The 12,618-nt window shown below is 70.3% G+C and carries 14 protein-coding genes; 7 read left to right on the top strand and 7 right to left on the bottom strand.

Features of this window, described 5'->3' with window-relative positions; translation table 11 throughout:
- Positions 1-106 precede the first annotated feature (106 nt).
- Entirely contained in the window at positions 107-1,099 is a 993-nt protein-coding gene (locus QH470_RS34085) for an LLM class F420-dependent oxidoreductase (RefSeq protein WP_280276504.1), read from the top strand.
- 41 nt (positions 1,100-1,140) lie between these two features.
- Positions 1,141-1,335: a hypothetical protein gene (locus QH470_RS34080; protein ID WP_280276503.1), complete on the top strand. Its 195-nt coding sequence runs from the start codon at positions 1,141-1,143 to the stop codon at positions 1,333-1,335.
- A 4-nt stretch (positions 1,336-1,339) separates the two neighbouring features.
- On the opposite strand, the gene QH470_RS34075 is transcribed toward QH470_RS34080, so the two are convergent.
- Positions 1,340-2,857 carry an FAD-dependent monooxygenase gene (locus QH470_RS34075; RefSeq protein ID WP_280276502.1) on the bottom strand — a complete coding sequence of 506 codons (1,518 nt, stop codon included), beginning with the start codon at positions 2,855-2,857 and terminating at the stop codon, positions 1,340-1,342.
- A 165-nt stretch (positions 2,858-3,022) separates the two neighbouring features.
- Between QH470_RS34075 and QH470_RS34070 the strand changes: the two genes are divergently transcribed.
- Entirely contained in the window at positions 3,023-3,835 is an 813-nt protein-coding gene (locus QH470_RS34070; RefSeq protein WP_280276501.1) for a tetratricopeptide repeat protein, read from the top strand.
- 35 nt (positions 3,836-3,870) lie between these two features.
- Here the strand turns inward: QH470_RS34070 and QH470_RS34065 are convergent, their stop codons facing one another.
- The 4 genes from QH470_RS34065 to QH470_RS34050 form a co-directional block, all read right to left on the bottom strand.
- Positions 3,871-4,611, bottom strand: coding sequence for a M50 family metallopeptidase (locus tag QH470_RS34065; RefSeq protein WP_280276500.1), 741 nt, complete (start codon positions 4,609-4,611; stop codon positions 3,871-3,873).
- 52 nt (positions 4,612-4,663) lie between these two features.
- Entirely contained in the window at positions 4,664-5,695 is a 1,032-nt protein-coding gene (locus QH470_RS34060; protein ID WP_280276499.1) for an aldo/keto reductase, read from the bottom strand.
- Positions 5,696-5,765: 70 nt separating this feature from the next.
- A complete protein-coding gene (locus QH470_RS34055) occupies positions 5,766-5,981 on the bottom strand; it encodes a hypothetical protein (protein WP_280276498.1) in 216 nt (71 codons plus the stop codon).
- Positions 5,982-5,991: 10 nt separating this feature from the next.
- A complete protein-coding gene (locus tag QH470_RS34050) occupies positions 5,992-7,005 on the bottom strand; it encodes an NAD-dependent epimerase/dehydratase family protein (protein WP_280276497.1) in 1,014 nt (337 codons plus the stop codon).
- Between the two features lie 85 nt (positions 7,006-7,090).
- Between QH470_RS34050 and QH470_RS34045 the strand changes: the two genes are divergently transcribed.
- Positions 7,091-7,723 (top strand): TetR/AcrR family transcriptional regulator, encoded by a 633-nt coding sequence (locus QH470_RS34045; RefSeq protein WP_280276496.1) that lies wholly within the window; start codon positions 7,091-7,093, stop codon positions 7,721-7,723.
- 128 nt (positions 7,724-7,851) lie between these two features.
- Positions 7,852-8,172 (top strand): hypothetical protein, encoded by a 321-nt coding sequence (locus tag QH470_RS34040; protein WP_280276495.1) that lies wholly within the window; start codon positions 7,852-7,854, stop codon positions 8,170-8,172.
- Positions 8,173-8,194: 22 nt separating this feature from the next.
- Here the strand turns inward: QH470_RS34040 and QH470_RS34035 are convergent, their stop codons facing one another.
- Both QH470_RS34035 and QH470_RS34030 read right to left on the bottom strand, forming a co-directional pair.
- Positions 8,195-8,449 carry a hypothetical protein gene (locus QH470_RS34035; protein WP_280276494.1) on the bottom strand — a complete coding sequence of 85 codons (255 nt, stop codon included), beginning with the start codon at positions 8,447-8,449 and terminating at the stop codon, positions 8,195-8,197.
- 129 nt (positions 8,450-8,578) lie between these two features.
- On the bottom strand, positions 8,579-9,454 hold the full coding sequence (locus QH470_RS34030; RefSeq protein ID WP_280276493.1) for an LLM class F420-dependent oxidoreductase: 876 nt from the start codon (positions 9,452-9,454) through the stop codon (positions 8,579-8,581).
- 101 nt (positions 9,455-9,555) lie between these two features.
- On the opposite strand from QH470_RS34030, the gene QH470_RS34025 reads away from it, so the two are divergent.
- Both QH470_RS34025 and exaC read left to right on the top strand, forming a co-directional pair.
- Positions 9,556-10,770, top strand: coding sequence for a sigma-54-dependent transcriptional regulator family protein (locus QH470_RS34025; protein WP_280276492.1), 1,215 nt, complete (start codon positions 9,556-9,558; stop codon positions 10,768-10,770).
- 191 nt (positions 10,771-10,961) lie between these two features.
- A complete protein-coding gene (exaC, locus tag QH470_RS34020) occupies positions 10,962-12,482 on the top strand; it encodes an acetaldehyde dehydrogenase ExaC (protein WP_280276505.1) in 1,521 nt (506 codons plus the stop codon).
- The last annotated feature ends 136 nt before the right edge of the window (positions 12,483-12,618 follow it).

Below are 12,618 nucleotides of genomic sequence, written 5' to 3'. Positions count from 1 at the left end.
CCCCGCGGCCCACACGGGTGGCCGCCGCGCCGATCGGCCGCGACAGTGGACAGCGGTGTCGCGGCCGTACCCGGCCGCGGCCTGTCGACATGTGAAGGAGACGTCCGTGCGCTTCGGCATTTTCATCCCGCAGGGCTGGCGGCTGGACCTGGTCGGCATCGACCCCGCGGCGCAGTGGGGAGTGATGCGGGACCTGGCTCAGCGCGTCGACGCGGGAGACGCCTGGGAGTCGCTGTGGGTGTACGACCACTTCCACACGGTGCCGGTGCCGACCGAGGAGGCCACCCACGAGGCGTGGACGCTGATGTCGGCGTTCGCGGCGGTGACCTCCCGGATTCGCCTGGGGCAGATGTGTACCGCGATCAGCTACCGCAATCCGGCCTATCTGGCGAAGGTGGCCGCCACCGTGGACCTCATCTCGGCCGGGCGGGTCGAGATGGGCATCGGCGGCGGCTGGTACGAGCACGAGTGGCGCGCCTACGGATACGGATTCCCTTCCGCCGGTGACCGTTTGGCGCGACTGGACGAGGGTGTGCAGATCTTCCGGCAGGCGTGGACCACCGGCTCGGCCACCCTCGACGGCAAGCACTATCAGGTGAACGGCGCCATCGTGCGCCCGCTGCCCGCGCAACCGGGCGGCATCCCGCTGTGGATCGCCGGCGGCGGCGAGAAGAAGACGCTGCGCATCGCGGCGAAGTACGCCGCCTACACCAACTTCAGCGGCGACCCGGAGGGTTTCGCGCACAAGTCGGAGATCCTGCGCGGGCACTGCGCCGATGTCGGCACCGAGTTCGACGCCATCGTGCGCTCCTCGAACTTCAATGTCGCGATCGGCCGCACCGAGGCCGAGGTGGAGGACCGCCTCGCGGCCCATATCGCCCGCCTGGCCCCGTTCGTCGGCGCCGAGCAGGCCGAGGCTCAGATCAATCAGCTGTTCCGCGGCACCGCGGCGGTCGGGACGCCCGAGCAGATCGTCGAAAACCTCAGTCGCGTCCGCGATCTCGGCCTCGGCTACGCGATCCTGAACTTCCCGGAGGCGGCCTACGACACCACCGGTATCGAACTGTTCGAACGCGAGGTGATTCCGGCGCTGCGCTGACCCGGATTCGGGGCAGGGATTCGTCGAAGGAAGGGAGATCCGTGGCCGAGGACGCCGTGGCCGTGCTGGAGCGCTGGACCGGCTCCGGCGGCATCTGGCGGGTGCTGAGCCGCAGATCCGGGCAGATCGTGGTGGGCCTGTACGACTGCGCCGGTGGCACGGAGGTCGATCGCCTGGTCTCCGCCGACCCGGCCCTGCCGCGCTATCTGGGAGACCGGGCGAGCAGCGAGGACTGAACCCCTACAGCGACCGATCCGGGCCGCCGAACCACCGCGACAGTGCGTCCCCGAGCCCATCGGTCCCGGTATCGGCGGCCCAGGCGACGAACCCGTCCGGCCGCACCAGCAGCGCCGAAAGTTCGCGCGGCTGAGCCGGTTTCGCGGTGACCACCCGTACGCGCGAGGACCAGGGCGCGGCGAGCGCGCGCAGGCCCGGGTCATCGGTGAGGTCGAGCAGCAGCGCGCGGCCGTCGCCGCAATGCTCGCCCAGCCGGGTACCGTCGGACAGTTCGATATCGGGTGCGACCGCGCCGACCAGTTCGTGTCCGCCACCGAGGTCGTAGCGGTGCAGGATGCCGGAGATCTTCTTGAACACCGCCGTCGCGCCGTCGCGGGTGTCCATCATCTCCCGCATCACCTTGCGCATCGCGCGACTGCGATCGTCCGGCCGCATCACCGCGACCTGCGCACGAGTCCACTCCAGCACCCATTCCCCGATCGGATGCCGCTCGGCGGTATAGGTGTCCAGCAGTCCGGCCGGCGCCCAGCCCGCGACCACCGCCGCCAGCTTCCAGCCGAGATTCATCGCGTCGCCGATGCCCAGGTTCAGTCCCTGCCCGCCGAACGGCGAATGCACGTGCGCCGCATCGCCGGCGAGCAGCACCCGCCCGCGGCGGTAGTCGGTGGCCTGGCGGGTGTTGTCGCTGAATCGGGTCGCCGAGCGCAGGGCCGTAATCCGTACCGGGACACCGGATACCTTGTGCAGGCTCGCCTCCAGTTCGGCGGCGGTGACGGGGGCGGTGCGGTCGCGCGGCGGGCCGTCGACCTCGATGGTGAGAAAGCGGCCCGGCATCGGGCCGTAGGCGTAGACGCCGGTGTCGGTCGTGTTCCAGCCGAGGCGCAGGTCCTCGGCGCCGGACATCTCCGCGACCGCCTGATACCCGGTGACGACCGGATCGAGACCGGGGAACTCGAAGCCGGCGAGCTTGCGCACCAGGCTGCGGCCGCCGTCGCAGCCGACCAGCCAGCCGGCGCGAACCACGGTGTCGCCCAGCCAAATCGTGACACAGTCACCGTCGTCGGTGAATCCGGTCAGCTCGACCTGCCGCCGGACCTCGACCCCCAGTTCGGCCGCCCGGCCGCCGAGGATCTCCTCCACATCCTGCTGCGGGACGAACGGCGACCCGTCGACCGGGCCGAGTTCGGCGAAGGCGGGATCGTCGATGTCGATGAGCGAGCCGTCCAGGAACATTCCGGCGAAATGCCCGCCGAAGCGCCGCGGTTGCTCGCCCGCCTTTCCCGGCAGGGGCGGCAGACTCGCGACGTGCGCGGCCCGCCGTTCGTTCAGTCGCGGCAGCAGTCCCCGCCGATAGAACGACTGCACGGTGGGGACGTTGATGCCGCCCGCCTTGAGGGTCTGGTCGATCTCGGCCAGCCGCTCCACCACCAGTACGTCCACTCCCGCCAGCCGCAACTCGCATGCCAGCATCAGTCCCACGGGCCCGGCCCCGGCCACCACCACATCGAATGTCTCGGTCATGGAATCGAGCGTGCCGCGCGCCGATTGCGCCGGACTTGCGCGCGGCTTGCGTCACGCTCGCAAACCGGTCGACCACATACGTTCTCGGTTGTTTGGGGGCGGAATTCTCTGGCAGACTCCGTATGCCCGACTCCACCCGAGCAGTTCCGGCGAAAGGCGGACACGATGACCGGGCCGTCTGCTTACGATGCGTCCGACCACGCGCTGCCGCTGGCCGAGCGGTACGCCGGTGCCGAGGCGGTCGATCTCGACGGCACGCGAGTCCATCCGCTGTATTCCGAACCGCTGGGCGCCGATCCCGTGGCGATCACCCTGACCCTGCATGCCGCCGCTCCCCCGGCCGGGCTGCTCGGTCTGGGCATCGGGTTGTCGGTGCTGGGTGGGCACGTCGCCCTGCAGGGCCGGCGGCTGCGCGGGGTGGATGTGTGGACCGACGCGATGGCCGGCGGCGTCCGGCTGGAGGTGTGCGCTGCCGCTCCGGACGCATCTTTCACCCTGACCCCGGTATGGATGGACGCCGCCGGCGCCACCGAGTCGTGGACCGGCAACTACGGCCTGCTCATCGACCGCACCGCGAGCGGGCATCCGCTGCTGCGCTGCAGCGCGGGCATCGGGCCGCCGGATTTCGGCGAGATGGTGGTGGAGGTCGACACGGTCGCCGCGCCGACCGACCAGAGCCGCTACCGCAGATCGCTCTACGAGCTGGGGGTGGCGATGCACGGCCGCGGCGACGTCGAGCAGGCGTGTGCGCTGTGGAGCCAGGCGGCCGGTTTCGGGCACGCCGGCGCGGCCTACGACCTCGGCGTGGTGCGATTCCGGCAGGGCGATCTCATCGACGCCGAGCGCTGGTGGCGGGCCGCCGCCGACCACGGCGACACCCGTGCCATGGCCGGACTCGCCGAAGTGCTGGACCGGCAAGGCAATTCGGGCGAGGCGCGACGGTGGCGGGACTACGCGGACGGCTCCGCCATCGGCTAGAGAGGCATACCAGGCCGATCGGCTGCGGAGGCGGATCAGGCGGTGTGCAGTTCGGGTAGCGGGCCGAGGAGCAGGCTGCCCCCGGCGACGAGTGCGGCGAGGCACGCGGCCGCGAACACCAGCACCCACAGCAGCGAGGGCAGCTTGGTCAGGTGGGCCAGCTGGTCGGCGTCCGAGCCGTCGCCGCGCACGCGCACGCGCTGCAACTCCACCACGGCGCGCAGCCCGCCGATGAGCAGGAACCACGCGACCGCGTACCCGAACACGCCCTGCCACACCACGGTTCCGTACCAGGACACCGCCAGTGTGACCGCCCCGGTCACCACCACCGCCAGAAAACCGAACAGGTTCCGGATCACCAGCAGCAGCACCACGAGCGCGGCCACCACCAGCCACAGCATCAGCGTCAACCGGCCCATCCCGAGCAGCGCCGCGCAACCCAGCCCGACCACCGACGGCGCGGGATATCCGGCCAGAGTCGTCAGAACCATGCCGAGGCCGTAGGGCTTCCCGCGCGACACCGTCACCCCCGAGGTGTCCGAGTGCAGCCGGATGCCGCGCAGCGTCCGGCCGGTCAGCACCGCCACCACCGCGTGCCCGACCTCGTGGGCGATCGTCACCACGGTCCGCAGCACCCGCCACACCGGCGGATACATCACCAGGACCAGTGCCGCCACCCCGGTCGCCACCACGACCCACAGCGGCGGATGCGGCGAGACATCGCCCAACCGATCCGTCACCGACGACACCGAACTGCTCAACTCCGACAGATCCACCGCCGCAGACTAGCGGCGCACCGGCCCACCCGCACCCCCGGCCGCCCGGCGTTCAGCCGCGGCCCAGTGCCTCGGTGGCCGGTTGGTCCCGCATGTTCTCGATGAACCAGTTCGGGTACACCGGCGCGGGCGGCATGGCGTCGCTCAGGTCGGTGATTTCGTCGGCACTCAGCCGCACGTCGAGGGCGCCGAGATTGTCCTCGAGCTGATGCAGTTTGCTCGCGCCGAGCAGCACACTGGTGACCGCGGGCTGGGCCAGCAGCCACGCCAGCGCGACCTGGGCCACGCTCGCGTTGTGCTTGTCGGCGATCACGCGCATGCGCTCCACCAGCGCGAAGCCCTGTTCCTTGTCGAAGGGCAGGATGTCGAATCCGGCCAGCCGGTTGTCCGGGTCGCGCAGCGACTCCCGGGTGTACTTGCCGCTGAGGAAGCCGGAGGCCAGCGGGCTCCACACCGTCAGGCCCAGGCCGTAGCGGCGCATCATCGGAATCACGTCGCGTTCCACGTCGCGGCCGACGAGCGAGTAGTTCATCTGCCCGTGGGTGAACGGCGCAAATCCGTTGGCGCGCTGGATTTCCGCCGCGGCGGCCACCTTCCACGGCGACCAGTTGGAGAAGCCGAGGTAGCGCGCCTTGCCCGAGCGCACCACGTCGTCGAGCGCGGCCAGGGTCTCCTCGAGCGGCGTGAACGGATCCTCCCGGTGCGCGATGTAGACGTCGACCCAGTCCGTGCCGAGCCGCCGCAGGCTCTGGTCGATGGACCACTGGATGTGCCGCCGCGACAGTCCCGCCTGCGTCAGCGGCTCCCCCGTCCGGAAACCGACCTTGGTCGCGATGACCACCTCGTCGCGGCGCGCACTGAGCGCCCGGCCGAGCAGTACCTCCGACTCGCCGCCCGCGTAGCCGTCGGCGGTGTCGAAGAAGTTGATGCCCGCCTCGAGCGCGCGGCCGACCAATTCGTCCGCGAGCTCGGCACCCACCTTGTACACCGCGTCGATATCGCTGTTGCCCGCGGTGAATGTCATGGCGCCGAACGCCATTCGCGAAACGATCAAACCGGTCTTGCCGAGCGTGCTGAACTCCATGGTGGCAGACATTATCGGGCGCGGATGCGGCAGGCCAGGCGCGAGGCGATCGCTCGTAGCGGAATGGCCGTCACAATGCGCACGGCACCATCAGTAATGCCGTGCTCATCAACGCGATCGCCCCGGCGCCCGCTGCCAGTCCGCGCGGGGCTCCGTCCACCCAGCGGCGCACGGACTGCCACAGTGCCCGCGCTCTCGGACGCAGTCGTCGCCGACCAGCGTCCGGCGCGGATCTCCACCGACGCACCAGAGCGACGAGCGCGATGACCGCGGCTGTGATCAACATGCCCGCCGCCTCACGCCGCGACCGGTTCCCGGCGCGATCCCCGCGGCCGACCGGGATCGTCCACCAGACCGAACTCGATGAGACTCGCGGCGGTATCGAGCAGCGTCTCCTCGATCGGGCGCATGGACCAGCCCAGTTCCCGCCGCGCCTTGTCCGCACTGACCCGCTCGCGGCGGCCCAGATCCCGGGCCGCCGTCCGCGCCGACGCGTCGAAACGGGCCGCCAGCCGCACCAGCAGCCCCGGCATCGTGCGGGTCGACACCCTATACCGGGTGGCGAGCACCCGCGCCATCTCCGTCATCGAAACCTGTTCTCCGGCACAGATATACCGGTTCCCGGCGGCCTCCGGAGTCTCCAGCGCCAGCCGGTGCGCGGCCGCCGCGTCACGCACGTCGACGGTCGCGAACCCGATCGGCGGCACCCCGGGCATGGCCCCCGACAACACCATCTGCACCGCGGCCACCGACGTGCCGACGGCCGGATGCCGCACCGGGCCCAGGATCATGCCCGGATTGATCGCTATCAGTTCGAATCCCCCGGTCTCCCGCGCGAACTCCCAGGCCGCTCGCTCGGCGAGGGTCTTACTCTTCTCGTAGGCGCCGCAGGCCTCGACCTGTGACCAGTCCGCCTCGGTGCACACCCGATCGGGATGACCGACCCGGACCGCGGCGATCGAGGAGGTCAGCACGACACGCTCCACGGTCCCGGCCGCCGCGGCGGCGCGCAGCACTCGCAACGTGCCGTCCACGGCGGGCCGCACCAGCTCGTCTTCGTGGTCGGGCGCGTCGGGCGGGAACGGCGAGGCGGTGTGCACCACGTACCGGCAGCCCGCCACGGCCTGCGCCCAGCCCGCGTCGTCGGCGAGGTCCGCGGCCACCAGCTCCACCCCGGGCAGCCGATCCGCCAGCACGGTGGTGACCGCGCGGGCCGTGCCACGCACCCGGTAGCCGTGCGCGAGCAGGTCCGCGACGACGTGACCCGCCAGGTACCCCGAAACCCCCGTCACCAGAACGCGATCCGGCATGACCTCTCCGATCTAAGCGGTGTTTAGAATGTAATCACTGTATAGATTCCCGGAGGTACTCCTGTCAACCCCGTACGCTCGGCACATGCCGTCGACCAAGGACCGCTACCACCACGGAGCGCTGCGCGAGGAGCTGCTGCGCGCATGCTTGCAGCTGATCGACACCGAGGGACTGGCCGCGGTGAGCCTGCGGCGGGTCGCGCGCGAGGCGGGCGTGAGCCCCGGTGCGCCGTACCACCACTTCGCCGATCGCGCCGCGCTCCTGGCCGCCCTGTCCGCCCGCGGATTCGACCTGCTGACAGCGCAATTGGTGGCCGCGCGGGCCACCGCGCCGACCCCCATCGGCAGTCTCACGGCGCTGGCCGACGCCTACGTGCGCTTCGCGCAGGAGCAGCCCGCATACTTCCGGCTGATGTTCCGGCCCGAGCTGTCGCAACCGGACAAGAATCCCGAGGCGCGCGCCGCCGGTGACGCCGCCTTCGCGGTACTGGCCGACGCCATCGCCGAGATCGTCGCCGACGGCGCGTTCCCCGCCGACGAGGCGGACGCCGTCGCCGTCGCCGTGTGGAGCATGGGGCACGGACTGGCCGCGCTGGCCCTCGACGGCCAGCTCGCCAAGCGCGCCGACCAGCTCGGCACCACCGCCCCCGACCTGGGCAGTCGCATCACCCGCCTGCTCGCCGACCTGATCGACGCACGAGCGCGGGACCGAACCTGATCAGGACCGCGCCGCCGGGCTATTTCTCCACCGTGGGTGGGCGGAGCAGGATCGCCCACCCTCTAGGCTGTGCAGCGCACGCCTTCCACCGCCGGACAGCCCGGCACGACCCCACGAGGAGAAGCCAGATGAAATCCCCGCGATGGCCTGCCGCAGCCGCCGTCGGATTGGCTGTCGCCACAGCGCTTCTCACCGGATGCAGCGATGTCGAGAAGGCACTCAACAAGGGTGGCGACACCTCGTGCAGCGAGTACGTGAAACAGGATCAGAACACCAAGCGCACGACGGTAACGAAGTTCGTCAAGCAGCAGACCGGCGACGAGAACGAGCCGTCGGGCACCCAGGTCGACCTCACGATGGCCGCGGTGGAGTTCCTGTGCGGCAATCAGCGCAACGGCGACACCCCGATCAAGAACGCCGACGTGGCGGGCATCTTCTTCAATAAGTAGGCCCGCCGCGAAAGGCTCGGAACTACTGTGCCAGACCGGGTTCCGAGCCTTCGGCGTCGCGCTGCTGATACCCGCTCGACAGCTTGTGCTGCGCCTCCGGCTCGCGGGCGCCGGGTTCGTCGCTCTCGCCTCCCCCGTGGCGGCAATCGGGTTCGGCCACGGTGTCGGTGACCCGCACCTGCTCCCACTTCAGCCCGACGGCCAGCACCGCCGAAGTCGCACCCAGCACCGCGGCGGCCGCCAGCGCGACACCGGCCAGGGTTCGGCACATACGCACCAAGACACAACTCCTTCGGTCGGGTGGATCGATCGAGCGATCATTTGCGCGCAGCGATAGCAGACAACCATCACCGCGGCTCCGGACCCGGGCAATGCCCTCGGCGTGTCGCGATTGCCGGCGGGCGGCTCAGCGCAGCAGTTCGATCACCTCGGCGAAGCGCTCCATGGCCGGCTCCAGCACGGTGATGTAGTTGAAGCCGTAACGCTTGCGGCGCTCGCGCAACCGGTCGGCCAGTTCGTCGGGCGAGCCGACCAGCAGCACCGGAATATCCTCGAGCAGATCCGACGCGTCGTCGGGCAGGTTGGCCGCGTAGCGTTCGAGGATCGCGCCACGTTCGCTGCCCGGCGCCACGGCCTGGACCAGGATGTTGTACTCGACGCTGTCCGCGCGCTCGCCGAGCAGGTCGCGCACGTACTCGACGCGCCGCGCCGTCGCGTCGGGGGTCGCGACGGTGATGTGCCCGCCGTCGGTGGCCGTGCCGCCCGTGAAGGCGACGATATCGGCGTGCTCGGCGGCCACCCGCAGCAACTTGTCACCCCACCCCGCGATCAGCAGCGGCGGGCCACCGGCCTGCGCGGGCCGCGGCTGATAGTCCGGGTCCGCGTACAGCCGCCGCAGCGTCGCCGCCGCCTCCGCGAGCTGGTCGACCCGGCGGCCCCCGCTGGGGAACGGCAGTCCCGCGGCCTCGAATTCGGCCTGCACGTAACCGGCGCCGAGGCCGAGTTCGATCCGGCCGTCACTGAGCAGGTCTACGGTCGCTACCTCGCGCGCCAGCAGCACCGGGTTGTAGAAGGGCACGTTGAGGACGAAGGTGTTGATCCGAACACGCTCGGTAACCTCCGCGGCCTGCAGCATCGCCGGGAACGGCGCCGGAAATCCGAGGTGGTCGGGTACGCCGAGCACATCGAAGCCGAGTTGTTCTGCCTTGCGGCACTTTTCGACCCACTCGGCCCGGGAGGCGGGGTGGAACAGGTTCACGCCGAAGCGGAAAGGAGCGCTCATGACTCCTGTCTACAAGTATCGGAGCACGGAAATTCCCGCGGGGCGCGGCCCGGTACGCAATCATGAGAGCGCAGGTACATCCCCGATGCGAGGTCGTAGCGATGCCCCAGATTCGCGCCCTGTCCCAGCGGCGCGCCGCCCTGGAACAGGAGTGGGCCCGCTGGGCGCCGGTGCACGCGGTGCCCGCCGGGCAGACCGTGCTCCGCAGTGAGGTCGTGCAGTCGTGGCGGCGTTCGCTGCCCACCGTGGACCCCGCCTGCCTCGCCGCGCCTGCCGACGACGGCGAACTGGGCTCTCGCTGGTCGCAGTCGCCGCTGCGCATCCCCGTCACCGAGCTGGCCGACGAATTGCGCAGCATCGCTGACGATTCCGGCTTCGTCGCCGCGGTCACCGACGAACGCGGCACCATCCTGTGGTCGTGCGGCGGGCGCGTGATGCGCCGGCGCGCCGAGCAGGTCAACTTCGCCCCCGGCGGCCGCTGGGACGAGACGCACATGGGTACCAACGCCCTGTCCCTGGCGCTGCGCACCGGCGAACCGAGCGTCGTGTTCTCCGCCGAGCACCTGGTCGCCGCCCTGCACGGCTGGGTCTGCTACTGCGCCCCCATCCACGCCCCCGACGGCCGCCGTCTCGGCGTGCTCGACCTGTCCACCACCTGGGACCGATCGCATCCGCTGGCCATGTCGACGGTGCGGGCGCTGGTGTCCGCGATCGAATCCCGGCTACCGGCCGCACCCGGCGACGCCGCACCACCGGAGCTGCGGCTGCGATGCCTCGGCGGGGCCGCACTCACCCGCTCGGGGACGGCGATCCGCTTGCGGCCCAGGCAGCTCGAGATCCTGGCGCTGCTCGCCCTGGAACCCGACGGCTATACGCCGCAGCGCCTGCACGCGGCCGTCTACGGTGACCGCCCGGTCTCGGCATCGACACTGAAGGCCGATGTCTCCCATCTGCGCAATGCCACCGGCGGCGACATCACCAGCCGCCGCTACGCGCTGGCCCGCCCGATCTCCTGCGACGCGGTCGATCTGCTCGCCGCCGTCGCCGCCGGAGACGTCGCCACCGCGCTGCGACTCTATCGAGGTCCACTGCTGCCCGGCTCCGACACCCCCGGCATCGCGCAGTGGCGCGAATACCTCGACGTCAGCCTGCGCACCGCCGTCCTGAACAGCCGAACCGCCACGCACGCAGTCGAATTCGGCGCCCGTTGCCCCGAAGACGCCCAACTCCACGAACACGCCCTGCGCCTCCTCTCACCGGACGACCCCCGCCGCGCCCTCGTAACCGCCCGCCTGCACGCCGCCCTGCACAGCTGAGCAGGGCAGGCCGCCGGCGGGGCAGCAGGTTGCGCGCGTGCTCACCGCGCCAATCTCGCGCCAACCGGACGGCCGCATAGTGAGTCCTGTCACCACGGATCAGTCGGCGGCACGAGCCTCGTCGCCCGCGGGCATCGATGCTCGGTGTGCCGGGACGGACAGCTCGTCCGCCGACCGCACAGGAAGCGAGCATCATGATCTACGCCAAGCCCGGCACGGACGGCAGCCTCGTCGACTTCGCCCGGCGCTACGACAACTTCATCGGTGGGGACTGGAAGGCTCCGGTCGAGGGACGGTACTTCGACAATCCGTCACCCGTCGACGGCGAAACATTCTGCGAGGTAGCCCGTTCCACGGCCGCCGACATCGATCTCGCGCTCGACGCCGCGCACGCCGCCGCCGACCGCTGGGGCGCCACCGCCCCGACCGAGCGCGCCAACCTGCTCAACAAGATCGCCGACCGCATCGAGGCCAACCTGGAGCGGCTGGCCGTCGCCGAGACCTGGGAGAACGGCAAACCGGTCCGCGAGACCCTGGCCGCCGACATCCCGCTGGCCGTGGACCACTTCCGCTATTTCGCGGGCGCCATCCGCGCGCAGGAAGGCGGGCTGTCCGAACTCGACGCCGACACGGTGGCCTACCACTTCCACGAGCCGCTCGGCGTGGTCGGCCAGATCATCCCCTGGAACTTCCCGATCCTCATGGCCGCGTGGAAACTCGCGCCCGCGCTGGCGGCGGGCAACTGCGTGATCATCAAGCCGGCCGAGCAGACCCCGGCGTCGCTGCTGCTGGTGGTGGAGCTGATCGCCGACCTGCTGCCGCCCGGAGTTCTCAACGTGGTCAACGGATTCGGCGTGGAGGCCGGCAAGCCACTGGCCTCCAGTCCCCGGGTGGCGAAGGTGGCGTTCACCGGCGAGACCACCACCGGCCGCCTGATCATGCAGTACGCCAGCGAGAACATCATCCCGGTGACCCTGGAGCTGGGCGGCAAGAGCCCCAATATCTTCCTGCCCGACGTCACCGCCGCCGACGACGAGTTCCTCGACAAGGCGGTCGAGGGTTTCGTGATGTTCGCGCTGAACCAGGGCGAGGTGTGCACCTGTCCGTCGCGGGCGCTCGTGCACGCCGAGATCTACGACGAGTTCATGGCCCGCTGCGTCGAGCGCACCCGCAACATCAAGGGCGGCAACCCGCTCGACGAGGCCACCATGATCGGCGCCCAGGCCAGTAACGACCAGTACGAGAAGATCCGCTCCTACATCGACATCGGCCGGAAGGAAGGGGCGCGAGTACTCACCGGCGGCGAGATACGCAAGGTCGACGGCTACCCCAACGGCTACTACGTCGAGCCGACGATCTTCGAGGGCCGCAACGACATGCGCATCTTCCAGGAGGAGATCTTCGGGCCGGTGGTCTCGGTGACCAAGTTCGAATCCGTGCCGGAGGCGATCGGCATCGCCAACGACACGCTGTACGGGCTCGGCGCCGGCGTGTGGACCCGGGACATGAACACCGCCTACCGGCTCGGCCGCGCCATCAAGGCCGGACGGGTGTGGACCAACTGCTATCACGCCTACCCCGCGCACGCCGCGTTCGGCGGCTACAAGAAGTCCGGCATCGGCCGGGAGAACCACAAGATGATGCTCGACCACTACCAGAGCACCAAGAACCTGCTGGTCAGCTACTCGCCCAAGAAGCTCGGGTTCTTCTGATGACCGACCGCCCCGCGCGCATCGGGATCACCGAGGCGGCGTCGCTGCTGCAAGACCCGCGGGTGCCGCAGCCCCCGCCCGTGTTGTTAAACCACGACGGCGGGTGCGGCGACGGCCGTTAGCCGCTGTGTTAACC

The sequence above is a fragment of the Nocardia wallacei genome (assembly GCF_029868745.1).
In the GTDB taxonomy this organism is placed as follows: Bacteria; Actinomycetota; Actinomycetes; order Mycobacteriales; family Mycobacteriaceae; genus Nocardia; species Nocardia wallacei_B.
The sequence above is the reverse complement of the archived record's forward strand: the minus strand, read 5'-3'. Positions and strand labels throughout refer to the sequence as shown.

What these genes read in the sequence shown, in the direction of transcription:
- QH470_RS34025 (WP_280276492.1), top strand. Translation starts at nt 9,556, where the DNA reads ATGCCCCAGATTCGCGCCCTGTCCCAGCGGCGCGCCGCCCTGGAACAG.
- QH470_RS34030 (WP_280276493.1), bottom strand. Translation starts at nt 9,454, where the DNA reads ATGAGCGCTCCTTTCCGCTTCGGCGTGAACCTGTTCCACCCCGCCTCC.
- QH470_RS34060 (WP_280276499.1), bottom strand. Translation starts at nt 5,695, where the DNA reads ATGGAGTTCAGCACGCTCGGCAAGACCGGTTTGATCGTTTCGCGAATG.
- QH470_RS34075 (WP_280276502.1), bottom strand. Translation starts at nt 2,857, where the DNA reads ATGACCGAGACATTCGATGTGGTGGTGGCCGGGGCCGGGCCCGTGGGA.
- QH470_RS34070 (WP_280276501.1), top strand. Translation starts at nt 3,023, where the DNA reads ATGACCGGGCCGTCTGCTTACGATGCGTCCGACCACGCGCTGCCGCTG.
- QH470_RS34055 (WP_280276498.1), bottom strand. Translation starts at nt 5,981, where the DNA reads ATGTTGATCACAGCCGCGGTCATCGCGCTCGTCGCTCTGGTGCGTCGG.
- QH470_RS34040 (WP_280276495.1), top strand. Translation starts at nt 7,852, where the DNA reads ATGAAATCCCCGCGATGGCCTGCCGCAGCCGCCGTCGGATTGGCTGTC.
- QH470_RS34045 (WP_280276496.1), top strand. Translation starts at nt 7,091, where the DNA reads ATGCCGTCGACCAAGGACCGCTACCACCACGGAGCGCTGCGCGAGGAG.
- QH470_RS34050 (WP_280276497.1), bottom strand. Translation starts at nt 7,005, where the DNA reads ATGCCGGATCGCGTTCTGGTGACGGGGGTTTCGGGGTACCTGGCGGGT.